Annotated in this window: 20 protein-coding genes; 6 read left to right on the top strand and 14 right to left on the bottom strand. The window is 56.7% G+C overall.

The features are described 5' to 3' along the window. Positions 1 to 69 precede the first annotated feature (69 nt). Positions 70 to 960: an alpha/beta fold hydrolase gene (locus OSH09_RS01995; protein ID WP_266119977.1), complete on the top strand. Its 891-nt coding sequence runs from the start codon at positions 70 to 72 to the stop codon at positions 958 to 960. Here the strand turns inward: OSH09_RS01995 and OSH09_RS01990 are convergent. After that, positions 957 to 1,763, bottom strand: coding sequence for an AraC family transcriptional regulator (locus tag OSH09_RS01990; RefSeq protein ID WP_266119976.1), 807 nt, complete (start codon positions 1,761 to 1,763; stop codon positions 957 to 959). The two genes, OSH09_RS01995 and OSH09_RS01990, sit on opposite strands and share 4 nt — an antisense overlap. Positions 1,764 to 1,848: 85 nt before the next feature. Between OSH09_RS01990 and OSH09_RS01985 the strand changes: the two genes are divergently transcribed. After that, on the top strand, positions 1,849 to 2,754 hold the full coding sequence (locus OSH09_RS01985) for a DMT family transporter (RefSeq protein WP_207874067.1): 906 nt from the start codon (positions 1,849 to 1,851) through the stop codon (positions 2,752 to 2,754). A gap of 249 nt (positions 2,755 to 3,003) precedes the next feature. On the opposite strand, the gene OSH09_RS01980 is transcribed toward OSH09_RS01985, so the two are convergent. The 10 genes from OSH09_RS01980 to OSH09_RS01935 form a co-directional block, all read right to left on the bottom strand. Beyond that, positions 3,004 to 3,291 carry a hypothetical protein gene (locus OSH09_RS01980; protein ID WP_266119975.1) on the bottom strand — a complete coding sequence of 96 codons (288 nt, stop codon included), beginning with the start codon at positions 3,289 to 3,291 and terminating at the stop codon, positions 3,004 to 3,006. A gap of 353 nt (positions 3,292 to 3,644) precedes the next feature. Next, on the bottom strand, positions 3,645 to 5,105 hold the full coding sequence (guaB, locus tag OSH09_RS01975) for an IMP dehydrogenase (RefSeq protein ID WP_207874066.1): 1,461 nt from the start codon (positions 5,103 to 5,105) through the stop codon (positions 3,645 to 3,647). A gap of 43 nt (positions 5,106 to 5,148) precedes the next feature. Next, on the bottom strand, positions 5,149 to 9,210 hold the full coding sequence (gene purL / locus OSH09_RS01970; RefSeq protein WP_266119974.1) for a phosphoribosylformylglycinamidine synthase: 4,062 nt from the start codon (positions 9,208 to 9,210) through the stop codon (positions 5,149 to 5,151). Positions 9,211 to 9,442: 232 nt separating this feature from the next. Beyond that, positions 9,443 to 10,036 (bottom strand): transcription elongation factor GreB, encoded by a 594-nt coding sequence (greB, locus tag OSH09_RS01965; RefSeq protein WP_207874061.1) that lies wholly within the window; start codon positions 10,034 to 10,036, stop codon positions 9,443 to 9,445. A 16-nt stretch (positions 10,037 to 10,052) separates the two neighbouring features. Next, the gene (locus tag OSH09_RS01960; protein ID WP_266119973.1) at positions 10,053 to 10,901 is read right to left on the bottom strand and encodes a 3',5'-nucleoside bisphosphate phosphatase; all 849 of its coding nucleotides are present in this window, start codon (positions 10,899 to 10,901) and stop codon (positions 10,053 to 10,055) included. A 6-nt stretch (positions 10,902 to 10,907) separates the two neighbouring features. Next, a complete protein-coding gene (locus tag OSH09_RS01955; RefSeq protein ID WP_266120529.1) occupies positions 10,908 to 11,804 on the bottom strand; it encodes an alpha/beta fold hydrolase in 897 nt (298 codons plus the stop codon). A gap of 121 nt (positions 11,805 to 11,925) precedes the next feature. After that, positions 11,926 to 14,391: a DNA internalization-related competence protein ComEC/Rec2 gene (locus tag OSH09_RS01950; protein WP_266119972.1), complete on the bottom strand. Its 2,466-nt coding sequence runs from the start codon at positions 14,389 to 14,391 to the stop codon at positions 11,926 to 11,928. A 181-nt stretch (positions 14,392 to 14,572) separates the two neighbouring features. Beyond that, positions 14,573 to 15,406, bottom strand: coding sequence for a TatD family hydrolase (locus tag OSH09_RS01945; RefSeq protein WP_266119971.1), 834 nt, complete (start codon positions 15,404 to 15,406; stop codon positions 14,573 to 14,575). A gap of 78 nt (positions 15,407 to 15,484) precedes the next feature. Continuing rightward, entirely contained in the window at positions 15,485 to 16,198 is a 714-nt protein-coding gene (locus OSH09_RS01940) for an ABC transporter ATP-binding protein (RefSeq protein ID WP_266119970.1), read from the bottom strand. Further along, positions 16,191 to 17,465 (bottom strand): lipoprotein-releasing ABC transporter permease subunit, encoded by a 1,275-nt coding sequence (locus OSH09_RS01935; RefSeq protein ID WP_207874052.1) that lies wholly within the window; start codon positions 17,463 to 17,465, stop codon positions 16,191 to 16,193. The genes OSH09_RS01940 and OSH09_RS01935 overlap by 8 nt, the downstream gene beginning before the upstream one ends. 42 nt (positions 17,466 to 17,507) lie before the next feature. Here OSH09_RS01935 and OSH09_RS01930 point away from each other — a divergent pair, with 42 nt between their 5' ends. Together OSH09_RS01930 and recJ are read left to right on the top strand one after the other, a co-directional pair. After that, complete coding sequence (locus OSH09_RS01930) at positions 17,508 to 18,455, top strand: hypothetical protein (RefSeq protein ID WP_266119969.1); 948 nt, start codon at positions 17,508 to 17,510, stop codon at positions 18,453 to 18,455. Continuing rightward, positions 18,437 to 20,146 (top strand): single-stranded-DNA-specific exonuclease RecJ, encoded by a 1,710-nt coding sequence (gene recJ / locus OSH09_RS01925; protein WP_266119968.1) that lies wholly within the window; start codon positions 18,437 to 18,439, stop codon positions 20,144 to 20,146. The genes OSH09_RS01930 and recJ overlap by 19 nt, the downstream gene beginning before the upstream one ends. Before the next feature lie 119 nt (positions 20,147 to 20,265). On the opposite strand, the gene OSH09_RS01920 is transcribed toward recJ, so the two are convergent. Next, positions 20,266 to 21,180, bottom strand: coding sequence for a DMT family transporter (locus tag OSH09_RS01920; protein ID WP_266119967.1), 915 nt, complete (start codon positions 21,178 to 21,180; stop codon positions 20,266 to 20,268). Between the two features lie 349 nt (positions 21,181 to 21,529). Here OSH09_RS01920 and OSH09_RS01915 point away from each other — a divergent pair, with 349 nt between their 5' ends. After that, a complete protein-coding gene (locus OSH09_RS01915) occupies positions 21,530 to 22,465 on the top strand; it encodes a bile acid:sodium symporter family protein (protein ID WP_266119966.1) in 936 nt (311 codons plus the stop codon). A 93-nt stretch (positions 22,466 to 22,558) separates the two neighbouring features. Here OSH09_RS01915 and OSH09_RS01910 read toward each other — a convergent pair whose 3' ends face one another. Beyond that, positions 22,559 to 23,875 (bottom strand): methyl-accepting chemotaxis protein, encoded by a 1,317-nt coding sequence (locus OSH09_RS01910; RefSeq protein WP_266119965.1) that lies wholly within the window; start codon positions 23,873 to 23,875, stop codon positions 22,559 to 22,561. 123 nt (positions 23,876 to 23,998) lie between these two features. Continuing rightward, positions 23,999 to 24,910 carry a DMT family transporter gene (locus OSH09_RS01905; protein WP_266119964.1) on the bottom strand — a complete coding sequence of 304 codons (912 nt, stop codon included), beginning with the start codon at positions 24,908 to 24,910 and terminating at the stop codon, positions 23,999 to 24,001. A 693-nt stretch (positions 24,911 to 25,603) separates the two neighbouring features. Between OSH09_RS01905 and infA the strand changes: the two genes are divergently transcribed. Continuing rightward, on the top strand, positions 25,604 to 25,876 hold the full coding sequence (infA, locus tag OSH09_RS01900; protein ID WP_207874037.1) for a translation initiation factor IF-1: 273 nt from the start codon (positions 25,604 to 25,606) through the stop codon (positions 25,874 to 25,876). Positions 25,877 to 25,911: the final 35 nt, after the last annotated feature.

Here is a 25,911-nt window from a genome sequence, read left to right as displayed (position 1 = left end):
TGTCCTGCATCACTGGCATTCATGCGGCAAGGCAGCTACAGTACATGCAGCCATTTTGGGAGTTTCAGCATGTCTTCGAGTCGTACCCCTCGTCAGAGCGAGCTCAATGAACACCATGAATCCCGACCTGCACAGGCCGGTCAACAGCAAGGCGGCAGCAGCTATATCCCTGCTTCCAGCCCTTCCGGTGATCGCTCTCACAGTTTTTCCTATGAATGCCAGGAAGATACCGACGAGGTATCTGACAGCCTGACTTTTGTGCTGGTTCACGGTGCCTGGCACGGTGGCTGGTGCTGGTCCCGGCTAGCGGCCCGACTCCAAGCCAAAGGTCATAAGGTGTATACACCCACCCTGACAGGCCTGGGCGAACGCAGCCATTTGCTTAGCCCGGACATCACCCTGAATACCTTTGTGGATGATGTCGCCAATTTGATACGTTGGGAGGAGCTTTCCAACGTGGTTTTGGTGGGTCATAGCTTCGGTGGGCTGGTTATCAGCGGGGTGGCCGATGTACTGCCGCGCTGCATTCGGCAACTAATTTATCTGGACGCCTTTATTCTGCCCAGCGGCACCAGCACATTTGACACCCTGCCTGAAAAGATAATCGATAGCATGGTCGCCTCCGCCGGAAAAAGTGCAATCCCAGCCGTCCCCCCTCCCCCTCTTAGCGCGTTGGGCTTGCATGCAACGGAAGACCTGCACTTTGTCGGCAACCGTTTAACGCCCCAGCCGCTTAGCGTCTACCGTTCTTCTTTGCGCCTGCAAAACCCCGTCATCGGTAATGGCCGCCCCTGCTCCTATATCTCCTGCACGCAGCCGACCTTCAGAGGGGTGGATACGTCGCGTGAGTGGGCACGGCAGCAAAAAGACTGGGAATTCCGCGAGCTGGAAAGCGGGCATGGCGCCTTGATGACTCACCCCGATATGCTGGCCCGATTGCTGCTGGAACTGGCGGACTAGTCCGCTTGAGCCACACTGTCTTTAGAGCGATAGAACTCCCTGGGAGTCACCCCAAAATGCCGCCGGAATACGGCGGCATACGCGCTTTGGCTGGCATAACCATGCTGGAGAGCGACTTGCACAACAGGTTCACCCGCTGCCAAGCCCTCCAAAGAACCCAGTAAACGCGCAAACTGACGCCATTGCCCGAAGCTGATGCCGGTATGGCGACGAAATAGTCGATGAAAAGTTTTAACACTCATCGCCAGTTGCTTAGCCCAGGCATCCGCATCCCTATCATCATCTGGGCAGGCTTCTAACTGTCGGCATACCAAGAGCAAACGCGGCTCCTCTGGCCAGGGAAGATGAAACGGCAACACAGGCAATTCACGCAGTTCGTCCAGCAATAGACGCATCAAACGGCCATCGCGGCTGTCCAGCGAATACACCAAAGGAATCCGGCTGGCTTCCAGAATCAACTCCCGCAACAAGGGGCTGACATCTAGTACACAATTACGCGTAGGTAGACCCGGAGCGGCATCCTCATCCACAAAAATCGTACGCATTTTGACCTGGCCGCGCATGCGTACCGTATGAGAACGCCCAGGCTGCAGCCAGACACCCCGGCTGGGAGGAACCACCCAGCGCCCTTCTTGCGCATCAATTACCATCACACCTTGCACGGCATACAAAAACTGAGCGCGCACGTGCTGGTGCTCTTCAATAAGATGGGCATCTGGATAGTCTGCCGCCAAACCACTAATAGGCATTTTGGCCAGCTCGACAGGCATATGAATAAGAGGGTCGACCACAAGCTGTCCCATTTGCGCTAAAGCAAGTCAGTTTAGCGAAAGACAGGCAGAGCGGTCTACAGCGAGCATACGTCTTCCTTTTGAACGGATGCTTCCTATGCGCAACTATGCCTATCCACTGGTGACCATGCTTTTATGGTCCGGCAACGTGATTGTTTCCAAAATGGCGCACGGCCTGATCGCCGCCCCCGCCATGAGTTTTTACCGAGTCGTACTGGCACTAGCCATCATGAGCTTGTTTGCAGCCCGCCCTGTCTGGCGTCACTGGCACTCAATTCGGCCTCAACTGCCCAAACTGCTTTTTCTGGGATTTCTGAGCATGGCGTTTTATCAATGCCTGTCCTACTGGGCGGCAGCCAGCACCAGCGCAACAAACATGGCGGTGATTACGGCTCTGACACCCTTGCTAACCTTGATGACGACTCGCCTTCTACTACCCGAAACAGGGGCTCGCGGCATGTTGCCCGGTGCACTGATCGCCTTATTTGGCACCGTCTGGTTAATTAGCGGCGGCCATCCCCTGCAACTGCTAAGCCAAGGCGTACGCTCGGGTGATTTATTGATGCTGACGGCTGCTTTGAGCTACGCCTTCTACAGCGTCTTCTTGAAAAAATGGCACATCACCGTACCCGCCTGGCAATCGACCTACCTTCAGGCTTGGGGAGCATTAATCACTTTACTGCCTGTATTTTTCTGGCTGCCCGCCGAACAAACCCAATTGAATGAACAGACTGTTCCCTTAATTCTGTACGCAGGCATTCTGGCATCCGTCCTGCTGCCCTACTGCTGGATACAAGGCATCACACGGCTGGGACCTGCTCGATGCAGCCTGTTTTTGAACATCCTGCCCTTCATGACGGCCATGCTAGCTATCCCTCTGCTGGGCGAAACACTGGGAGCACACCATGTCAGCGGCGGCTTACTGACTCTGACGGGTGTAATTCTGGCTCAATGGCCGCCACAGCGATGGTTGTTCAAAACCAAACCTGCAGTTGCAGAATAAAAATCAGGAGTATTAACTCCCCATCCAGACGTCAATTACTTGGGAAGTCACCAGCAGCAAACTAACGGTTTGAATAACTAGGCAATTATCGAGATGGCTAGCTGATTGGCCGACTTGCCGACTTGCCGACTTGCCGACTTGCCGACTTGCCGACTTGCCGACTTGCCGACTTGCCGACTTGCAATCCTAGGATAGGCGCACCACGCATTCCTGCAAGTAAAGCCGCCCTTTTACCAAAAAGGGCGCTTTTTATTGCTCGATACCGCTTACGACCTCATTCCCCGGACTATTTACCGCTAACAGCCACCCCTCCTGCAATGAGGCATAACCACGCAACAACAACAACAACAACAACAACAACAACAACAACAACAACAACAACAACAACAACAACAACAACAACAATACCCCTCCCGCGCCCGCCACTCCTTTCACTCCCCCCTTCTCCATCATTGCCATCGAGCATTTCCTTGATGAAATTGATGCTCCTCTCACGCCATCCCCTCCATAAGTCGAACAGGGAATGGGCACTGTCATGTCCTTCTCGATATGAGCCTCTTAGGGCCTGGGTTCGGGGCGCGGGGCGAGTCAGACTACTTGCCGCAGGCGGTGTCTTGATCCGGGGTGCAAGCGCTCTGCTGTTTGAACCCGACGCTTGTGATTGGTCCGGGGGACCAATCACCGGGTGAGTTCAGAGCGCGCCCGGATCAAGACACCGACCAGGGCACCGGTGCGCAGCACCGGCAAGTAGTCCGCCCCGAGCCCCGAACCCAGGCCCTAAGAGGCGTCTCTTCTGAGACACAGCCTTCCCGAATACAAAGACAAAGAGCACAAAAAAAACCGCCAACCCAAAGGCTGGCGGTTTCTGGCATGCAAGAGACTAGCTAAGATCAGTCAGCGCGGTAATTAGGCGCTTCCTTGGTGATCTGCACATCATGCACATGAGACTCACGTACACCAGCGGACGTAATTTCCACGAACTCTGCATTGGCGTGCAATTCCTCAATAGACTTGCAACCGCAGTAACCCATGGAAGCACGAACGCCACCCACCAGTTGGTAAATAATGGCAATAACACTGCCCTTGTAAGGCACACGACCTTCGATACCTTCAGGAACCAGCTTGTCAGCATTGTTCGAAGGGTCCTGGAAGTAGCGGTCAGCCGAACCATCCACCATCGCGCCCAAGCTACCCATACCGCGGTAGGACTTGTACGAACGACCTTGGAACAGCACAACTTCACCAGGAGACTCTTCCGTACCGGCGAACATACCGCCCATCATGCAAGCAGAAGCACCCGCAGCCAAGGCTTTGGAGACGTCGCCGGAGAAGCGGATACCACCGTCAGCGATCAAAGGTACACCAGTACCTTCAAGAGCCTTGGCAACATCAGCAATCGCCGTGATCTGAGGAACACCCACACCGGCCACGATACGAGTCGTACAAATAGAGCCAGGGCCAATACCGACCTTGACACAATCTGCACCGGCCTCGACCAGAGCACGAGCAGCATCAGCGGTAGCAATATTGCCACCGATAACCTGAATGCGCGGGAAGTTTTTCTTGACCCAACGAACGCGTTCGATAACGCCACGGGAGTGACCGTGGGCAGTGTCCACCACCACCACGTCCACACCAGCCGCAGCCAGTTTCTCGACACGTTCTTCAGTACCGTCACCCACACCCACAGCCGCGCCGACGCGCAACTGACCCTGGCTGTCCTTGCTGGCCAGCGGGTGCTCGGTGTTTTTGACAATATCTTTCACCGTTGCCAGACCACGCAACTGGAACTGATCGTTAACGATCAGCACACGCTCCAGGCGGTGGCGGTGCATCAGAGCCTGAGCTTCGTCCAGCGTGGCGCCTTCATTCATGGTGATCAGACGCTCTTGAGGCGTCATCACATCACGCAAAGGCAGATCCAGGCGGTCTTCAAAGCGCAAGTCGCGGTTGGTGACAATACCCACCAGTTTGCCGGCTTCAACCACAGGCAAGCCGGAAATACCGTGCTGACGCTGCAGATTGATGGCATCGCGCACCTTCATGGTGGGCGTAACCGTGACTGGGTCAATCACAATACCGAACTCGTGACGCTTCACACGTGCAACTTCACGTGCCTGGGCATCCGCCGTCATGTTTTTGTGAATGATCCCGATACCGCCTTCCTGCGCCATGGCAATGGCCAGGCGCGCTTCGGTCACGGTGTCCATGGCAGCCGAAACCAGCGGGATATTCAGGGTGATGTCCCGCGTGAAGCGGGTGAGCAAGGATGTATCACGAGGCAGAACCTCGGAGTAAGCGGGAACCAACAACACATCGTCGAAGGTCAGTGCTTTCTTGATGAGACGCATGCTTTTATTACTCCGTCCAAAAATCGATTATACGCGTAAGCAATTACGCAATCCAGACCCGAGCGTTGCGAAACATCCGCATCCAGGGAGTAAATCCACCATTTGCCATCTGATCAGCTCCCTGATCAGCCACGCCCCACTGCTCGGGCGTCCAGGACATCATGACGTTGCGCGTCACACGTTCCGGGTGAGGCATCATGATGGTGAAGCGGCCATCTGCCGTGGTTACACCAGTCAAACCGTAAGGGCTGCCGTTGGGGTTCAGCGGGTATTGCTCGGTGCGCTGACCGCGGTGATCCACAAAGTGAACCGCAGCGGCTACCTTGGATGCATCGCCCTGACGCTGGAAGTTGGCAAAGCCTTCACCGTGAGCCACGGCTACTGGCAGGCGCGTGCCTTCCATACCCTTGAAGAACAAGGATGGCGAAGCGGCGATTTCCACGCTGGAGAAGCGAGCCTCGTATTTTTCCGACTGGTTACGGGTAAAGCGTGGCCAGAATTCGGCACCGGGAATCATGGGAGCCAGGGCCGCCATCATCTGGCAACCATTACAAATACCCAGACCGAAGGTGTCGCTGCGACCAAAGAAGGCTGCAAACTGATCCGACAACTGGCTGTTGAAACGGATGGTCTTGGCCCAACCTTCACCCGCGCCCAGCACGTCACCGTAGCTGAAACCACCCACTGCCACCATGCCCTGCATGCCTTCCAGCGATGCGCGGCCAGACAGCAAGTCGGTCATGTGTACGTCCACGGCCTCGAAACCGGCGGTATCAAAAGCCCAGGCCATTTCAACCTGACTGTTGCAACCCTGTTCGCGCAAGATGGCGACGCGTGGGCGTTTGCCAGTGGCGATGAACGGAGCAGCGATGTCTTCTTGCGGATTGAAGATGACACGAGGGGAGATACCAGGGTCCTGTACGTCTTCCCAACGATCAAATTCTGCCTGTGCGCAAGCGGGGTTGTCGCGGCGCTCCATGATACGGCGACTTACTTCGCTCCACTGTTGTGCCAGTTCGACACGAGGAGCTTGGTAGATGCACGCACCATCGCGGTAGAACTCGACCTGATCGGTCTTGTTCAGGCTGCCAATAACGTGGGAGTAAGCTGACAGGCCTGCTTCACGCAGGGTTTGCATGACCTGATCACGCTTGGCCAGAGGCACCTGAATAACCGCACCGGCTTCTTCGTTAAACAAGGCGCGCAAGGTGATTTCGTCACGTTGTACAGACACTTGTTCGGCACGAATCTTGAAGTCTCCCCAATCCGCTGCATGCGGATCAATGGTCAACATATCCAGATTCACAGACACGCCTGTGTGACCGGCGAAGGCCATTTCAGCCACAGTCGCGGCCAAACCACCGTCGGAACGGTCGTGGTAGGCCAGGATCAGCTCCTGGTCGGCCAATTGACGAATGACTTTCACAAAAGCCAGCATGGCTTCTGCATCTTGCATATCGGGAACGGACTGACCGACCTGATTGAAAGCATGAGCCAGCACCGAAGCGCCCATGCGTTGTTTGCCCTGCCCCAGATCGATCAAGACCAAGGCCGTGTCGCCCTGAGTGGTCTTCAGTTGGGGAGTCAAGGTGCGACGTACGTCAGCCACTTGAGCAAAAGCAGTCACAACCAGAGAAACGGGGGAAATCACCTGACGGGATTCACCGTCCTGTTCCCAGCTTGTACGCATGGACAAGGAATCCTTGCCCACGGGAATGGACAGACCCAGGCTCTGGCACCACTGGCTAACAGCCTGAACGGTGTCGAACAAGGCGGCGTCCTGGCCGTCTACGCCGCAAGCGGCCATCCAGTTGGCGGACAGTTTGACGTCTTTCAGATCGCGCACATCGCTGGCAACCAGGTTGGTCAGCGCTTCGGCCACAGCCATACGGCCCGAGGCGGCGGCATCGATCATGGCGCTAGGGCTACGCTCGCCCATGGACATGGCTTCGCCACGTACGCCTTCAAAATCGGCCAGAGTCACCGCGCAGTCGGCCACGGGGACTTGCCAAGGGCCAACCATCTGATCGCGGCTGCACAGACCACCCACGCTACGATCGCCAATGCTGATCAAGAAGGTTTTATTGGCTACAGTGGGGTGACGCAGCACCCGGTACATGGCTTCGGCCAGAGGGATAAGGGTCAGATCCAGTGGCTCGGCAACGCCTTCCAAACGCTTGACGTCACGTTCCATGCGTGGGGCTTTACCCAGAATCACATCCATAGGAACGTCGACAGGACGCTCCTCGATGCTCTTGGGGATATGTACTTCATCTACGCCTGGCAGACCTTCACCGAAGGTCACGCGCAATTGGCGCTCTTCAGTGGCGACTCCGACAACCGCAAAGGGGCAGCGTTCGCGCTGAGCGATACGCTCAAAACGCGGCAAATCCTTGGGCAGAATAGCCAGGACGTAACGCTCCTGGGATTCATTCGACCAGATTTCAGCAGGCGACAGACCCGACTCTTCCAGAGGAACACGCGTCAGTTCAAAAATAGCGCCACGCTCGGCATCGTTCACCAATTCCGGGAAAGCGTTGGACAAACCACCCGCCCCCACGTCGTGGATAGCAATAACAGGGTTGTTCTCGCCCTGCTGCCAGCAACGGTCAATAACCTCTTGGGCACGGCGTTCCATTTCCGGGTTGCCACGCTGCACGGAGTCAAAGTCCAGTTCAGCGCGGTTGGCACCAACGCCCATGCTGGAAGCAGCTCCACCGCCCATACCAATACGCATGCCTGGACCACCCAACTGAATCAGCAAGGCGCCGACGGGCAGCGGATCTTTATGGGTCAGGCGATCATCAATCGAACCCAGACCACCGGCAATCATGATGGGCTTGTGGTAGCCCCAGCGCTGATCGCCAGCCGTTTGTTCAAAGGTACGGAAGTAACCCAGCAGATTGGGACGACCAAATTCGTTATTGAAGGCCGCACCACCAATCGGGCCTTCAATCATGATGTCCAGCGGGCTGGCGATACGGTCGGGGATACCGTGGGAATCTTTTTCCCAAGGTTCCATCTGCTCGGGGAAGCACAGGTTGGAAACGGTAAAGCCGGTCAAGCCTGCTTTGGGCTTGGAGCCACGGCCAGTTGCACCTTCGTCACGAATCTCGCCACCAGCACCGGTAGATGCACCGGGGAACGGCGCAATTGCCGTGGGGTGATTGTGGGTTTCCACTTTCATCAAGGTGTGAACCAGCGCTTCGTGGCGCTGATATACAGGCTCGTTAGCCTGATCGTTGATACCGGCGTGGAACAAGGTGGCAGGGCCACCCGTCATGATGGCGGCGTTATCCGCATACGCCACCACGGTGTTTTCAGGCTGAGCCGCGTGAGTTTCACGAATCATGCCAAACAGTGTTTTGCCCTGGTTTTCGCCGTCGATCACCCACTGCGCATTAAAAATCTTGTGACGGCAATGTTCGCTATTGGCTTGCGCGAACATCATCAGTTCTACGTCGTGAGGGTTACGACCCAGACGGGTGAACGCCTCCATCAGGTATTCAATTTCGTCTTCGGACAGCGCCAGACCCATTTCTTCGTTGGCCTGCTGCAAGGTTGCGACACCACCACCCAGAATATCCACGGTCTGGATAGGCTTGCCGTCCAACTGCGTAAACAAGTCCTGACCATTAAAGTCCAGGCCCACTACCGTTTCTGTCATGCGGTCGTGCAACAAGGCAGCCAGTTGCTCCAACTGAGCCTGATCCAGCTCTTTGTTACCCAGCAGACCACGCTTGGGGGTAATGATGTAACGCACACCGCGCTCGATACGGCGGACCGCATTCAAGCCACAGTTGTGAGCGATATCAGTTGCTTTACTGGCCCAAGGGGACACGGTACCCAGACGAGGCACCACACGCAGAACCAAGGCGCCTTTAGGCGGCTGAGGGTCCAGCGCAGGCAGACCATCGTCCAGCAGATCGCTGAGGTGCTGACGCGCACTGGCATCCAGGCCGGACTCATCAGTCCAGACGTAGTATTCGTGCAAGGCAAGAATGTCGGCAACAGGCAGTTGACGCTGCTCGACACGCTCTAGCAAACGCTCACGACGAAATGCGGAGAGCACGGACGAACCGGGGAAGTACAGGATTTGGCTCACGATACGGGAGGGGCAAAAAAGGTGGGAGAAATAGAAAACACGCCATTTTAACCGGAAGCGACACAAGAGGTCACATCGGTAAATGGCGTGCACAAAAAGGGAAAACTCAGTTCGAACAAAGACAGCTCAAGCAGGTCAGAAGACGCACTCAAACCGGCAAGTTCGGCAAGACGTCTTGAGGGGCCGGAGCGATTAGCGCCCCGTAATCTCCAATACGGACCTGGTATGGCGTTCAAATCGGGCTGTCTCCGTCCAGATCTGGGGCGGGTGCAGGCTCAGGGTAAGAAACTTCCAGAATATCCAGTTCTTCCTTGCCCGCTGGCGTACGCAATACCACCGTGTCGCCTTCACGCGCCTTGATCAGGGCTCGGGCCACAGGGGAAATCCAGCTTATACGGCCTTGCAACGGCTCGGCCTCATCTACACCCACGATGGTGATGGTGAATTCCTCGCCTTGGCTGTCGCTATAGACAACGGTTGCGCCAAAAAAGACCTGATCGGGATTGGGCTGCAAGCCCGGGTCGACCACTTCGGCAATTTCCAGGCGCTTGGTCAGAAAACGGATACGACGGTCAATTTCCCGCAGGCGCTTTTTACCGTACAGATAATCGCCATTCTCGGAGCGGTCGCCATTGGAGGCGGCCCACGAGACGATTTGTACGACCTCGGGCCGTTCCTTGTTCATTAAATGGCTAAGCTCGCCACGCAAACGGCGATAGCCCAGCACCGTCATGTAATTCTTGGTGCCGCTGGGCAAAGCGCTGTCGGGGGACTCCAGCTCGTCATCATCGTCCTGATCGGACTCTTTCACAAAGGCTTTATTCATAGTTTCAAGGCTCCTGCTAGAGCCACTCCTGCCAAACGGGTTTCAATCCCGAGGGCAAAGGGGGTAAACCGCCTAAATCAACCCGCCCTTCGCTGGGACCGTGAAAATCCGAACCACAGGACACTTCAAAACCATAGCTGCGCGCCACTTGGGCATACACGCTGTATTCCTGCGGGGAATGACTGCCTGTCAACACTTCGATACCGACACCACCCAATTCCAGAAACTGGGTGTAGAGGGCATGGCTGCGAGTGTCATCCAGCTCGTAACGGCCAGGATGGGCAATGATCGCTTTACCGCCAGCCTGCCGAATCCAGCCCACCGCTTCTTCCAGGCTGGCCCAGACAGTAGCCACGGCGGCAGGCTTGCCATCCGCCAGATAACGACGGAAGGCTTCATTCATATCCGCGCAATACCCTTTCTGCACCAGAAAACGCGCAAAGTGGGTTCGGCTGATCAGTTCAGGGTTGGCAGCAAAGGGAACGGCCCCTTCGTAGGCATCCGGGAAACCCAACTCGGCCAGGCGCTCGCCCATCAAACGGGCACGTTGCTCACGACCTGCCCGCACATCATGCAAAGCCTGCTGCAAAGCCGCATGATCCGGGTCCACACCCAGGCCCACAATATGAATCGTTTTATTGGCCCAGGTTACCGAGACTTCCACCCCGTCCACAAACCGCATGCCCAAGTCCTGGGCATGCTTTCGGGCCAGTTTCAAGCCGCCAATTTCGTCATGATCTGTCAAGGCCCACAGTTGTACACCGTTAGCATGCGCACGCGCGGCGAGTTCCGCGGGGCTGAGCACACCATCTGAATAAATGGAATGGCAATGCAAATCAACGGGCAAACGGGCCTGAACACTCATAGGGGGCTATCCAGCTAGAAAATAGTCGATGTGGTCGATTTGCTCGGCATTGCGCAGCATGGGCGCATGGCCCACCTTAGGAATGGTCACCAACTGCGAATTGGGATTGCGCTGCAACATTTCCTGGACGATATCCGCCCGCAAGAGGTCAGACTCCTGCCCGCGCACAATCAGGACCTTGTCGGGCAAGCCTTCGTAAGCTCCCCACAGCAAAGCCTGAGCCGCCTCCAGATCTACATCTGCCTGCTGAGCAAAAGCCTGCGACAAGCGCAAATCGTAATGACGACGCCATTTGCCTTCATGCTCGACAAACACATGGCGGGACATATCAGCCCACTCTTGATCGGAGTGCTCTCCAAACGAGGCGGATACAGAGCGCACGTACTCTACGGCCTGCTCGAAGGTATCAAACAGCACGGACTGACCAACGTATTCGCTAATGCGCTGCAAACCCGTCATATCCAAAGCCGGACCTACATCGTTCAGCACGACACGGCCCAAAGGCAACTGCATGGGAGCTGGGGCCAAACCCGGGCCGGGACGCGTAGGACGCAACATGGCAGACATTGCTTGTGCGCCGTGCAGCCCTAAAGCAATCAGTCCGCCCATCGACGTTCCTACCCAATCCAAGCGCGCAGGTTTCAAGCGGGCAATCAGCCCCAGCATATCGGCAACATACTGGGGGATGGCGTAAGCCGCAGGGTCAATCAACCAGTCTGAGCGGCCGCGCCCGACAATATCGGGGGCCACAACACGGTAACGTTTGGACAGGCGCTGAGCCAAGGGATCAAAATCCCGACCGGTACGCGTCAAACCATGCACGCACATCAAGACCTGGTCGTTATTGGGATCGCCCCACTCCCAGTACGCCATGCGGTGCGTGCCCGAAGCACTGGCACACATAACCCAATTAAGGCGCGGTTCCTGAAGATCAGTTGTCATGAACGCTCAGACCAGAATTTGACAAATAAAGGAGCATTGTAGCCCAGCCGGGGGGCTTTACTGTGCCGTTTCTGTCCTGCTGTCAGGGTGGCGCTGGCGACTGCCAATAGCGGGCATGACGATCACGCTCCCCAAAGTAATACAGAGCCGAGGGGCGCGACTCAAGCGTCAGTGCACCCCATTGGTCTGTGCGTAGAAATAAAGCACCAGCACGCTCCCACCGAGCCTGGACCACAGCATGCGGATGGCCAAAACGGTTCCACCAACCCACTTGAGCAATCGCCAATCCAGCCTGAATGTGTTTCACAAAATGAGCCCCGGACGAGGTGCGGGAACCATGATGCCCCACTACGACCACATCAACAGGCCCCAGACCGGCGGCCACAATGGCCTGCTCCTGCGCCACACCCGCATCCCCCAGAAGCAATGCGCTGTGCCGCGCCCCCTGAACCTCCAGCACACAGCTAATGGCGTTTTTATCTTCCTCGCTGCCATAAGCGGCTTGGAATCGGGCCTCGTCTGCTGGCGGCCACCAAAAACGAAAACGTACGCCGTCCACCTCCCAGCTCACCCCCTCCTCACAACGCAGCGCCTCATCCGGACGCGTAGTGGAGCCAGACGCGACTCCTAACAGACGCTCTTCACGGCTCAAATGCGCGTCCAGATCAAAGCTGCTGTACGAGCGACCCACAGGGACGGCCTGCAAGACACTGCGAGTCCCGCCCACATGGTCCATATCGGCATGAGACAGCACCAAAGTATCCACATGCCCGATTCCCTTGGCTTTCAACCAGGGAGCAATACTGCGCTTGCCCTCATCCGAATCCGGGCCATAACGATTACCCACATCAAACAGCAAGACCTGACTGCGAGTACGCAACACCACGGCACTGCCCTGCCCGATATCCAGGGCATACAAATCCCAGTCCCCTTCCTGCAACAAAGGGGGACGCAGGGCCAGTGCGGGTATCAGCAGTGAGAAGCCACTTAAGCGAGTCACGAAACCTTTGGGCAAAAGCATCAACAGCACGCCCAGCAAAGCCAGCACGGTCCAAGCCCAATGCTGAGCAGGCACGGGCACGCTGGCTAAACTGCGCTCTGCCAGCCAGACGGTGGGCTGCATGGTGGCATCCAGAACCGCATGAGCGAACTGGGCAACACGTTCACACCACTCTGACGGAGCCTGGAGTGCAGCCAAAATCAACAGAACCAGGACTAATGGCGTCACCACAGAGCCGATCAGGGTGATGGCGTAGGCATTGGCGGGCAATGAAGCCAGAGATATTTCGTGGAAAAGCGGGGCCAAGGCGGGCAGCAAGGCCAGCGTAATCAGCACTTGTAGCTGAGTCGCAAACCAAATCCGCCGCCCCCAGCGCTGCCACACGGAACCTGCCTGCGGTATCTGCCCCATCAAATGCGTAAAGGCGAACAACACGGACACGGCAGCAAAAGACAGATAAAAACCCGTTGTCAGCCCCGCCCAAGGGTCATGCAACACCACGACCAGCGCTGCAATCAGTAAAGTCCGACTGGCACCCAAGTGCAAACCACAGATGCGGCATAGCCCTACCACCAGCAACATCAAAAAAGTACGTTGGGCAGGAACACCCCACCCGGCAATCACGCAATAAGCGCCCGCCCCGACAATCCCCACCCAGGTAGCGGCGATCTGGGCAGGAATCTGCTCGGCTAAGACCCAGCGTCGCCAACGAATACGCCGCCAGCACCATGACACTAAACCGGCCAGCAAGACCGCCAGAAACGTCACGTGAGTCCCACTGATGGACACCAGATGCGTCAGGCCGCTACGATTAAAAACAACCCAATCCGGTGCCGCGATACTGGCTTGATCGCCCAAGGAGAGGGCCAGCATCACCCCACCCCAGCGCCGTTCCTGTACGTAAGGCATCAAGATACTGCGCAAATAATGGCGCAGGCGCTCGGTCCAGGTGGCCCAGGAATGGGCCGGTTCAAAATCCAACTGTTGGGGCTGACCACGCACACTCCCCACGGCCCGCCAGCCCTGTGTGATGGCATGACGCTCTGCATCAAAACCATGGGGATTCCGGGCCCCTTGAGGTGGCCGGACTAATAAGGACATGCGCCAACGCTGCCCGGGCATCAGCTCCGGAAAGCGTTGCACAGCAGGCTCACGATACAAGGAGTGGCGCTGGTTGGCATTCCAGCGCACCAGAATTTGCTCGGGCAAACCGGGCGGCTGCGAGCTTAAGACTCGTGCCTGAAACTGCCGGTAGGCAGGACCCATCTGCACCAAGGACTGAATCTCCAGCTCTACGCGGCTGACTTTATTGGTATCACCGGCGGGCACCGCCTGGCTCAGCCTGTCCTGTATGTGCCAGACGCTATAACTTGCCCCCAAGCAGGCAAAGACCAGCACATAGCTCAGAGGGACACGAAGCGCCAGCAGAAAGGAGAGCAAAACGCCCCCCAGCCAAAACCATATAGACAGGTTTAGATAAGACGGTGCCAGGAAATGGGTCAATGTTGCTGCAGCTACAAAGGCGGCTAGACATGCACGCCCTATCATCGGCTCTGCCCTGCCATCGCAGCCTCCACGCAAATCTCTAGCGTAGGGGGTCGGGCAATTTCAAGCAGCTAGTCCAAGCTGGCTTTGCTCACCTCGGCTTGTACCTAAGGGCAAGCATGCTGAACTCGTAGAGGCAACAAGAGCCAAGCTTCAACAGACTCAAAAAAGCCTGACAATGAAGCTAAGACCCCTGAGCAAGCAGAAACGCATCCAGACGCGGCAAGACCCGACGAGCGGTCGCACCGGTCTGGGCAATGACCTGCGCCACCTCCATCCCTCGCAACTCCGCCAAGCTCGCTGCTATTCCTTTTACTTCAGCCGGTTCATTGCGAACCGAGGCCAGCGGTGTTCCCGGCTCTACCAGCCAGGACGGTGCCAAATCCGGTGCATCGGTTTCCAGCACAATATCGGCCAGACTCATATCCTGTGCCAGACGACGAATCTGCTTGGCACGGCCAAACGTCATGGCCCCACCAAAACCCAGCGCACAGCCTTGGCGCACGAACATCTGCGCTTGCTGTTCACTACCGTTAAAAGCATGGGCGATTCCGCCCACACCCGGAAACTGCCGCAAATATTTCAGCACCCTATCTTGCGAACGGCGCACATGCAAAAGCACGGGCAGGCCATAGCGCTGCGCCAAGGCCAATTGAGCCTCGTACAGCCATTCCTGATGGCGGCTGGCTTCTTCGGTTTTCAGTTCAGGGACGAAATAATCCAGACCAATCTCGCCCACAGCGACAAAACGTGGATCATCCAGACGTAGCTGGATTTCTTGTTCCAGAGCCTTCAGGTCTTCAGCACCTGCTTTGGGGGTAAACAAAGGATGAATGCCCAGCGCATAGACTCCGCCGGGCGCAGCCAGCGCTGTCTCCCGCGCCGCCTGAAAGTCGAATACCCCCACGGACGGCACCACAATCGAGCACACACCGGCCAAGCGGGCACGCTCAATCACGTGCTCACGGTCTTGAGCAAATTCGGGAGCATCCAGATGACAGTGCGTATCGATAAGCATAGCGAGACTCTCCACCGGAACCAGGCCAAGCCGACAAGGAACGGGACGCGGCGCGAAAGACCACGTCCCTGCTAGCGATCAAGACCGGCGATCCGCCTTGATTTCCTGAGTCAGGTAGCCCTTGTCCATTACCAATTGGCGATGCGCCAAGGCGGCCAAGGCCTGATCGTGCGTAACGATCACAAAAGCGGTGCCGAACTCTTCATTGACCCGGCTCAGAAGTTCAAACATGCCTTCTGCTGTGTAACGGTCCAGGTTACCGGTAGGTTCATCCGCCAGCACGCAAGCTGGCCGAGTGACCAAGGCACGGGCCAGTGCGACACGTTGACGCTCGCCGCCCGACAACTGCCCCGGATAGTGATGCACGCGCTGCGACAAGCCCACTTGCTCCAGAATCTGCTGGGCATGTTCACGCGCCTCGTTACGCTTCATGCGACGCACGATCAAGGGCATGGCCACATTATCCAGCGCATCAAATTCAGGCAATAAATGGTGAAACTGGTACACAAAGCCCAGAACCTTATTGCGCAGTTGACTGCGTTCGCCTTCATTAAGGCTCTCGGTCTGTGTGCCATTGACCTCGATGCTGCCCGTATTGGGTTTGTCCAACAGCCCCAAGGCATGCAGCAAGGTACTTTTACCCGAACCAGATGCACCAATAATGGCCACCATTTCGCCACGGCACACTTCCAGATTCACCCCGGAGAGCACCTGAATGGTGTTGCCGCCTTCCTCGTACTGCACGCTGACATCGCGCGCACGCAACACAGTGGGAGCGATAAGATCAGTCATGACGCAGCACCTGTGCGGGTTGAAGCTTGGAAGCACGCCAGCTTGGATACAGCGTGGCCAGGAAGGACAGCACCAGGGAAACGATAGCGATCAACACAATGTCGTAAACCTGCGGGTTGGAAGGCAGATCGCTGATGAAGTAAATCTGCTGAGGCAGGAATTTACGGCCCATCAGGTTCTCAATAAAGGGCACGATGACGTCGATATTGTAGGCAATCAAAGTGCCTAAACCCACGCCCAACAAGGTGCCCACCACGCCGATCAAAGAGCCTTGCACCAGGAAAATACGGGCAATCTCGCTAGGGGTGGCACCGATGGTACGCAAAATCGCAATGTCCGATTGCTTGTCTTTCACGGCCATTACCAGGGAAGACAGCAGGTTGAACGCGGCTACCGCCACAATCAGCGCCAGGATCAGGAACATCATGCGCTTTTCAGTTTGCACAGCAGCAAACCAGGTGCGGTTATTGGCGGTCCAGTCCGACACCAGTACGTTACGCGGCATCTTGTTCGCCAGCTCTTGGCCTACCAAGGGAGCTTGCTGCATATCTTTGATACGCAGACGCACACCACTATTACCGCTGTCACGGAAAATCTTGGAGGCATCTTCCACGTTTACAAAAGCCAGGCTGGCATCGTATTCGTAATACCCAGAGGAAAACACGCCGGTTACCGTGAACTGGCGCATGCGCGGCGAAAAGCCTGCGGGCGAGATCGAGCCTTGCGGAGCCATCAGCATGATCGTATCGCCGGTGCTGACGCGCAGTTGATTTGCCAACTGCTCACCCAACACAATGCCGAAGGTGCCAGGACGCAGGTTTTCCAGTCGACCCATCACCATTTGCTGGGCCAGCTCGGACACTTTGGTTTCCTGGTCGGGCTCAATGCCGCGTACCTGTACCCCCATCAACTGGTTACTGCGCACCAGCATGCCCTGCCCGGCCACATAGGGAGCCGAGCCCACCACCGCCGGATTGGTCTGCGCTTTTTGAGCCAGCGTTTTCCATTCATTCAAGACTTGCTGATGGTCTGCATTGCGCACAATCAGCTCAATATGCGGCAAGACCGACAGCATGCGATCACGCACCTGGGTCTGAAAACCGTTCATGACGGACAACACCACAATCAGCGCGGCAACCCCCAGGGCAATCCCCGCCATGGAGCTGCCCGCAATAAAGGAGACGAAACGGTCTTTTCGTCCCCCGCGCCGTTTGCGGCCCTTGGCCAGACCGGCATACCGCGCCCCTATCCAAAATTCGTATCCCATGCGAGCTGCTATCGCCTCAAAGAAAACACTACAATCGCTGTCATGCAGATCGTAATCAACGGTGCGCTGCCGGAACCGGCCATCGCGCGCGAACTCATTAAACACTTGCCCCAGGCGGCCCCAAACCTGATTAGCTTGCTGACTCAGGGCAAAGGCACTCTGTCGGTACGTGACCCGTCCGAGGACCTGTGTACGCCAGCACAATCCTGGCTTTTGCACGCCCATCGCTTTACGGCGCACCAAGCCCAGCATCTTAGCGCAGGTCTGGCCCCTTTGCGGCTACGCCAGTTGAAACAAATCCACTCGGTGACACCGGACGAAGCCGTCTGGCTGGCAGAGCTGGTGCATATTGCCCCCTCGCGTGAGGGTGCCATGCTGATACCTGCCGAGCAGCTCGCCTTGTCCGAGTCCTACAGCCTGGCCTTGCTGGACGCCATTCGTCCTTATCTGGATGACACGGGCTTTCAGTTTGACTATGTCAGCCCAGAATTGTGGCGCGTCACCCCACCGACTGATTTTACGGTGCAAGCGGCCTCCACAGAACTGGTCAGCCAAAGCAATTTGAATAATTGGTGGACCCAGGATGTACAAACCCGCCCCTGGCGTCGTCTGATTAATGAATTTCAGATGCTGAGCTTTGCGCTGCCTGATAACCAGGAACGTGTACAGGCTGGCCTGCCCAATGTGAACAGCTTATGGCTGTTTGGTGGAGCCGCCTGTAATCAGTTAGGCCCGGAGCCTGCCGAACTACGCATTATTGATGATTTGCAAGACAGCCTGATACGACAAGACTGGGGCCTTTGGTTGCAACAATTGGCCGAGCTGGATCGTACTGTGCTCGCCCCCCTGGCCGCAGGGCCTATGCCAGACTTGGTACTGACCGGACTGGACCGCTACGCTCACGTCGGTCCCATTCCGCGCCGTATCTGGCCCCTGTCTCTGCTCAAACAAACCTCTAACTGGAGTCAGTGGTGGTCACCCCTATCCTGAAAAACCGTCCCGAACAAGAAGCCGCCAGCCACGCCCTGAAGCAGGCCGGAATTCACGATTTAATGGCCCGCTTGCTGGCCTCGCGCGGTGTGACTGATGTTGCCCAGATCGATCCGGCCTGGCGCAATATGATCCCCCCCAATCTCTTGACCCAGGCACGGGAAGCGGCTGTATTGCTGGCCGATGCCATTGCCCGCCGCGATCGCATGCTGATCATTGCGGACTACGACTGTGATGGCGCTACCGCCTGTGCCGTAGGTCTGCGAGCCTTGCGCAGCATGGGCGCGGTGGTGGACTTTCTGGTCCCGAACCGTTTTGAAACCGGCTATGGCCTGTCCCCGGCCGTCGTGGAACTGGCCGAGCAGCACCCATCCGGCAAGCCTGATCTGTTGATTACCGTGGATAACGGTATTGCCAGTATTGATGGTGTGGAAGCCGCCCATATGGCGGGCATGAAAGTGCTGGTGACCGATCACCACTTGCCCGGCGACGAGCTGCCTGAAGCCCTGGCCATTGTGAATCCCAACCAGCCCGGCTGTGAATTCCCCTCCAAAAACCTGGCCGGGGTCGGCGTTATTTTCTACCTGATGCTGGCCTTGCGGGCCGAGCTGCGACAACGTGGTGTTTACGAAGCCAATGCAGGCCCACGCTTGAACGAGTTGGCTGATCTGGTGGCCCTGGGTACCGTGGCCGACGTAGTCAGCCTGGATGCCAATAATCGCCTGATCGTCACCCAAGGGCTGGAGCGCATGCGCAAAGGCCAGATGCAGGCCGGACTGCGCGCTCTGTTCCAGGTTGCTGGCCGCGATCCCCGTCAGGCCAGTGCCTTTGATCTGGGTTTTGCTTTGGGCCCACGCATCAACGCCGCGGGTCGACTGGCGGATATGGCTTTGGGCATACGCTGCCTGATCACGGACGACGAGGACGAGGCCGCGAATTTGGCTCGCGAACTGGAAGACATGAACCAGGATCGCCGCTCGATTGAGCAATCCATGCGCGAAGAAGCCCTGCGTGCTGCCGAACTGGCCGAACCGGATACCAGCGCCACGGTGTGCGTGTATCACCCGGAATGGCACCAAGGCGTGGTCGGTTTGGTGGCCTCACGCCTGAAAGAAAAATACTGGCGCCCCACCCTGGCATTTGCCCAAGGCGATGAAGGTGAAATCAAAGGCTCGGGCCGCTCCATCCCCGATGTACACCTGCGCGATGCGCTGGATTTGGTATCCAAACGCTATCCCGGTCTGATTCTGAAATTTGGTGGCCACGCGATGGCAGCGGGCCTGACCATCGAAGAGGAGAATTACGAGGTCTTTGTACAGGCTTTTGAAGAAGCCGTTCAGGAGCTGACGGGGCGCTATCACTTTGACCCCATCATCGAAACTGACGGGTCGCTGGAGCCTGAGCACATCAACATCAATGTGGCCGGACTGTTGCAAAAACAGGTCTGGGGAGCAGGTTTCCCGGCCCCCGTGTTCCGTGACAACTTCTTCGTGCGTCAGCAGCGACTGCTCAAGAACAAGCACCTGAAATTAAGCCTGGAGCGTAACGGCGAATACTTCGACGCGATCTGGTTCAACCGCGACACCTTGCTGCCTGAAAATATCGAAGCGGCCTACCGCCTGGATCAGAACGAGTGGAACGGGAACGTCAGCGTGCAATTCATTATTGAGTTTGCGCAGGGACAGGATTAAACCCTATCGCCGCCCCCAGCATCCCACCTCCGGAACCGCTGCTTATGCAGCGGTTTTTTTACGACCGCGACTGATTCTTGATGCAAACCGCCTTGCATTTGTGTCCTTGGGCAAGACGTTCAAGACTTTACCCGCGTCGGCAACGTCGCCAGCACCAAGCCTGCCAAAGCCAGGATGAAGGCATACACATGCACGGTGGTAAAGCTTTCACCTAATACCAGCACACCCACCGCCGCCGTGCCTAAAGGCATCAAGACCATAAAAACGGCTGCCTGCGAGGCGGGCACAAATCTCACGCCGGTCATCCACAGCCACACCGTCCAGACACTGGCTGCCAATGAATAAAAAACCAGCAAAGGCCAGATCCAGCCAGCCGGTGCCGTGAAATCAAAATCCCAGGCCGCGTACAAACCTAATGGCGTAATCAGGGCCAGACTGCACAGATTGATAATCGCGCTGATGCGCTTGGGGCTCAACACGGCAGTCAAACGCTTGCCAATGACTGCATACGCAGACTCGCACAGGACCGCACAAAAAATCAGCGCATTACCCAGCCACATTTTGGCGGGATCCAATTGCTCCACTCCGTGATCGTCGGCTTGCACCAGAGCCAGCAAGGCAATCCCGCCCACTCCCAGTGCCAGGGACACCCAGGTGCGTGGCCCTATGCTTTCTTTCAGAAAATACCAACTGAACAAGGCCACCATGCCGGGAATGGCAGACAGAATCACCCCGGCTGACACGGCACTGGTCATGCTGATGCCCGTCACCATGCACAGGGTGAACATGAAGTTGCCCAGGAAGGACTCCAGAAAGATCAGACCACGGGTACGCAGATCCAGCGCAGGCTCGTTGGCGGGTTTGCGCAGCCAGCGCAACATGGCCACCCCACCAATACCAAAGCGCAGCCATGCCAATAAAAACACCGGCAATGCCGTTACCAAGGGCCGCGTCAGCGCGATATAGCTTCCTACTAAAGTCATGGACAAGGCCAAACAGGCATAAGCCCCCAGACGTGATCCCGCTGTATTCACCCACGATCTCCTAATACACACATTTGCAAGGCAGCTAATCAAAATACCACGACGACCAAGGTCTACAATACGCCCGAGCTCGGCCTTCCAGGATAAAAAACAGGCGCTGCCCTGTTGTCCGTTTCGCTCACCCCAGCCTGTACACCAGACCTTACCCAGATCTTCCCGTACGGCCCCGTGTTGCCAGCGCTTTATCCCACCCCTTCGGAAAGTCGTGTCGCCAGCCCTTAAGCAGGTCTGCGATAGACGGCCGTGACAAACCGGCCCGACACATGCTGCTCCCCGTAACAGACTAATCCGCACCGCGCCGGCCTACCGGCCAGCCGTGCTCCTTGAAGGATATTTCATCATGCAGGCTATCGCCCGCCTGAGCCGTTTTGTTGGCAATACCTTTGCCATCTGGGTTCTACTGTTTGCCGTTCTGGCTTTTTACTTCCCTGACCACTATCGCTGGTTAGGCGCTTATATCGTTCCACTTCTGGGCATCATCATGTTCGGTATGGGGCTGACTTTGTCGCGCCAGGACTTTGCTGAAGTGTTTGTACGCCCTGGCCGTGTCGCCATTGGTGTGCTGGGACAATTCATCATCATGCCGGGTCTGGCCTGGTTCCTGACCTACGCCTTCTCGCTGCCTCCCGAATTGGCTATTGGCGTGATTCTGGTCGGTTGCTGCCCCGGTGGCACTTCCTCTAATGTGATGACCTTTCTGGCCCGTGGCGACCTGGCCCTGTCCGTTGCCATTACCTCGGTAACGACCTTGCTGGCCCCCATCGTCACCCCCGCCCTGATTTACTTTCTGGCCAGTCAATGGCTGGAGGTCAGTGCCTCGGCCATGTTCTGGTCCATTGTTCAGGTGGTAATTCTGCCTATCGCCCTGGGCATTATCGTGCAGTCCCTGCTGGGCGAAAAGATCAAAGCCGGTGTGGCCGCTCTGCCCTTGGTTTCCGTAGTAGCGATTGTGGCAATTGTGGCTGCCGTCGTTGCCGGTAATCAGGCCAAGATTGCGACCAGCGGCTTGTTGGTTTTCTCCGTTGTCGTCATCCACAACACGCTGGGCTACGCCTTGGGCTATATTCTGGCCCGCTTAAGCGGCATGCCTTTGGCCCAACGCAAAACCCTGGCGATTGAAGTCGGCATGCAAAACTCCGGGCTGGGTGTGGCGCTGGCTAGCGCGCACTTCTCCCCTCTGGCTGCTGTGCCCAGCGCTATTTTCAGCGTCTGGCACAATATTTCCGGTCCTTTGGTGGCGACGATTTTCCGTCGCATGGGCGGTGGCAAGCAATAATCGATTGCCACGCTTGAAGGCTTGAACACAAGCCTGACAATACAGAAAGGGGCGCTCTACCGGGCGCCCCTTTTCTATGAATACAAGCAGGCCTCACGCAGAGGCACTATCGCGAAACTGGCTGATCGCCTTGACCACACGGCGCGCATCTTCCCGGATACGGGTCATCAAACCGCCTGCCGTTTCACTCAACTCCAGGCTATTGCTGACATAACCCAGGCTACCCTGCATTTGCGTGGCCGCCCGCTGAGCCAATTCCTGGTTCTGCTGCATCAGAGCGGCAATATCCACGGTGAACTGGTGTGTACGTCCGGCCAGACTGCGGACCTCGGAAGCGACCACAGCAAAGCCTTTACCTTGCGAACCCGCCCGTGCCGCTTCAATCGCCGCATTCAGTGCCAGAATATTGGTTTGAAACGCAATATCCTGAATTGAATGCACCATGGCTCCAATCTTGGCAGACTGCTCATTCAAGGCATCAATCTCCTGCCCGGCTTGCTCCAGGTGCTGTTCAATCCCCCGCACCGCCCCCACCGTATGCTGCATGGTGGTTTCCCCCTCATGCGCCCCCGCATCGGTGTCCTGGGCGATATCCATCGCCAACTGCGCAGCTCGTGATTCGGCATGATTGCGTTCAACTTGCGCCGTCACATCGGTAGCAAACTTCACCACACCGTATAAATGGCCTTGAGCATCGTACAAGGGGTTATAGCTGGCCCGCAGCCAGACCTGACGTCCATCACGGGTACGCCGCCGAAACTGGTCCGACACAAAATGCCCCAGATTCAGGGTGCGCCACAATTGCTGATACTCCGGGGAGCGGGTCTGCTCCGGGAAGCAGAACTGGCTATGGTGCTCGCCGATGACATCGTCCAACTCATAACCCATCACGGTCAGAAAATTCGAATTGGCATTCAACACTTTGCCGCTCAAATCAAACTCGATGACAGCCGTGGAGCGCTCAATGGCCGTCAATACACTGGCCCGTTTGCTTTCCACGGCAGCCTGAGAGCTGACATCCGTTGCCAACATCAGAATCCGGTCCTGCCCAGCACGTTTCACCAGGGGTGAAAAGGTAGCTTGCAACCAATGGTCCCGACCATCATGGGCGCGAACGCACAGTCGCGCATTCCCGCCTTGTTGACTGGCCCACTGTCCCCACAAACGCGAGGATTCCTCTTCACCCAGAAAGACCTGGGCATAATCCTGGCCCACTACCTCGTCCGCCGACCTGCCCAACAACTGGCTTAACAGCGGGCTGCAGGCCTGAATCTGTCCTTGTGCGCTGAACTCGGCAGCTAACATGGTGCCCCACACGGACTGTGCAAAAGGCCCGGACTGGGGGCCCGCCGAACGACCAGTTCCACGACCACGTCGGGGCCACAAAAAGCGCGTAATGGATAAATTCATTTTGTTTCTTTTAGATGCAAATCAGACCATAAGCGGCAGTTTAGCGCCCTACTGAACAAACCCAGCGGTCTATCGACTAATTTGCATCCGGGGTGTCGCAAGACACCCACAGCTTCTTGGCATTCAGCTTTTACGCGACGACACGTAAATCCCGCCCACAATCAGCAAGAAAGCGGCCGCGTGATAGGGTTTTGGGGTATCGCCCAAAATAAAGACAGACATCAAGGCGGCGAATACCGGCATCAGATTCACAAAAAAACCCGCTGTTGCCGCGCCCACTCGCTGGACAGCCACGCCCCAGCAACGCAAGGCGACCAGGGCCGGGCCTGTACCGACATACAAGATGGCCAGCAGCAAAGCCCAGGACCAGTCAATATGCCAATCGGTGAATTTCCATTCCATCGCGGCAAAGGCACCCGACCAGATCAGGCCGAAAAAGACCTGTGCCATCACCACGGTGGCCCAGGTTTCGGCAATGGCGCCTTCGTGACGGCGCGTGCTCAGCATCCAGCTATACACCGCCCAGGCAATAGTGGCGATCACCATATAGACGTCGCCCGCCACAAACCGGAAAGCGATCAGCTCGTGCCAATCCGCACGGGTCAGCACCAGAATCACACCCAGCAAAGACATCAGGCCACCTATCAACTGACGGCCGTTAACGGTGGATTTGAAGAACAAGCGCCCGATCACCAGCATCCAGAACGGCAGGCTGGCGTTGACCAGCGTCACGTTAATAGGGGATGAACTTTGCAAGGCCAGATACTGCAGCGCGTTATAGATCCCTATGCCCAGCAAACCCAGAATCGAATACCGCTTCCACTGCGTCCACAGATTGCTGCCGCGCCGTAGAACCTGCCGCCCCACAAACAGCAAGATGGTGAAGGCCACCAGCCAACGGAAAAAGTTCAGGGTAATAGGCGGAACCTGATCATGAATCAGGCGCCCTACAATCGCATTACTTGCCCACAGGATAGTGGGTAACACCAGTAAAGCGGTTGTGCCGGGGGTCAGTTTCTGAGTGCTCACAAGCATGTCCTAAAAAACGGAAACGGCGCATGTGATCCTTCATCAGGTCAACACTGCGCCGTTACGATTGGCCTAGTATATAGGCAAGAACGCCCTGCCCTCTATGGCTTTCCCAGACCACTTCCAAGCACTTGGGCTGGTCAATCTTTGACCAATCCATAAATATTATTTATAATCATACAATTGTCACGTCATGGCGCTGATTGAATTTATTAGCCCATCCCATCCACGCTCGTCTGGCTTTGACAACACCAGATGCAGCTATCCAGGGTAAATCGACCTTGAAACACCCCCACTTTTGGGAATAAAGCTTGACCCGCTCAAGCGCCCCAAGTGCATTACTTGGCACCACAACCAGCACTCTTAACCGCATGGGCTTGCTCCACGCGTTGTTATGCAGGTCTACGTTCTCGACAAGTATTCGTGTTTTTGCCCGTTTTTCAGGTAGGCAGTCCCTATCTGCCCCGGCTAGATCCCCTTACGAACGGCGGGCGTGTTTTCAACTTGATCAACCCGACCCTGTCTGGATGCACCCGCGCCTGACAGACCCAGTTTCATCTCGATTTTTATGGGCCTAATGCAAGGCTGGATTCCTGACGCCGCTTGTCCGGTTTGTCGATCTGCCCTGTTGCCAAGCCTGTCCCCGTCCCGCCCTGCTGGGCCAGACGGGAATTATTATTTTTAAAGGAGTCCCGATCTATGGCCAAAGAAGAGCTGCTTGAAATGCAAGGTTCCGTTACCGAAATCCTGCCTGACTCACGCTTTCGTGTCACGCTGGACAACGGTCACGCCGTTATCGCCTACACCGGCGGCAAAATGCGCAAGCACCATATCCGCATTCTGGCTGGCGACAGCGTCACCCTGGAAATGTCGCCCTACGATCTGAGCAAAGGCCGCATCATTTTCCGCCACCTGCCCAAACGTGTTGGCGCACCAAACCCTGCTCCTCGTCGCAGCCCACAGCGCCGTTAAGACCTATCGCCACACCCCTGTCACAATTAGATGCA

Source organism: Alcaligenes parafaecalis (assembly GCF_026344135.1).
GTDB classification, from domain to species: Bacteria; Pseudomonadota; Gammaproteobacteria; order Burkholderiales; family Burkholderiaceae_B; genus Alcaligenes; species Alcaligenes parafaecalis.
This window is presented reverse-complemented; position numbering and strand designations above follow the sequence as displayed.

Excerpts from the sequence above, each read along its gene's own strand:
- OSH09_RS01955 (WP_266120529.1), bottom strand. The coding sequence starts at position 11,804 with ATGTGTGCCAGTGCTTCGGGCACGCACCGCATGGCGTACTGGGAGTGG.
- OSH09_RS01950 (WP_266119972.1), bottom strand. The coding sequence starts at position 14,391 with ATGATAGGGCGTGCATGTCTAGCCGCCTTTGTAGCTGCAGCAACATTG.
- OSH09_RS01915 (WP_266119966.1), top strand. The coding sequence starts at position 21,530 with ATGCAGGCTATCGCCCGCCTGAGCCGTTTTGTTGGCAATACCTTTGCC.
- OSH09_RS01910 (WP_266119965.1), bottom strand. The coding sequence starts at position 23,875 with ATGAATTTATCCATTACGCGCTTTTTGTGGCCCCGACGTGGTCGTGGA.
- OSH09_RS01930 (WP_266119969.1), top strand. The coding sequence starts at position 17,508 with ATGCAGATCGTAATCAACGGTGCGCTGCCGGAACCGGCCATCGCGCGC.
- infA (WP_207874037.1), top strand. The coding sequence starts at position 25,604 with ATGGCCAAAGAAGAGCTGCTTGAAATGCAAGGTTCCGTTACCGAAATC.
- OSH09_RS01945 (WP_266119971.1), bottom strand. The coding sequence starts at position 15,406 with ATGCTTATCGATACGCACTGTCATCTGGATGCTCCCGAATTTGCTCAA.
- greB (WP_207874061.1), bottom strand. The coding sequence starts at position 10,036 with ATGAATAAAGCCTTTGTGAAAGAGTCCGATCAGGACGATGATGACGAG.
- OSH09_RS01980 (WP_266119975.1), bottom strand. The coding sequence starts at position 3,291 with ATGACAGTGCCCATTCCCTGTTCGACTTATGGAGGGGATGGCGTGAGA.
- OSH09_RS01985 (WP_207874067.1), top strand. The coding sequence starts at position 1,849 with ATGCGCAACTATGCCTATCCACTGGTGACCATGCTTTTATGGTCCGGC.
- OSH09_RS01960 (WP_266119973.1), bottom strand. The coding sequence starts at position 10,901 with ATGAGTGTTCAGGCCCGTTTGCCCGTTGATTTGCATTGCCATTCCATT.
- OSH09_RS01990 (WP_266119976.1), bottom strand. The coding sequence starts at position 1,763 with ATGGGACAGCTTGTGGTCGACCCTCTTATTCATATGCCTGTCGAGCTG.
- OSH09_RS01935 (WP_207874052.1), bottom strand. The coding sequence starts at position 17,465 with ATGGGATACGAATTTTGGATAGGGGCGCGGTATGCCGGTCTGGCCAAG.
- OSH09_RS01905 (WP_266119964.1), bottom strand. The coding sequence starts at position 24,910 with ATGCTTGTGAGCACTCAGAAACTGACCCCCGGCACAACCGCTTTACTG.
- OSH09_RS01940 (WP_266119970.1), bottom strand. The coding sequence starts at position 16,198 with ATGACTGATCTTATCGCTCCCACTGTGTTGCGTGCGCGCGATGTCAGC.
- OSH09_RS01995 (WP_266119977.1), top strand. The coding sequence starts at position 70 with ATGTCTTCGAGTCGTACCCCTCGTCAGAGCGAGCTCAATGAACACCAT.
- guaB (WP_207874066.1), bottom strand. The coding sequence starts at position 5,105 with ATGCGTCTCATCAAGAAAGCACTGACCTTCGACGATGTGTTGTTGGTT.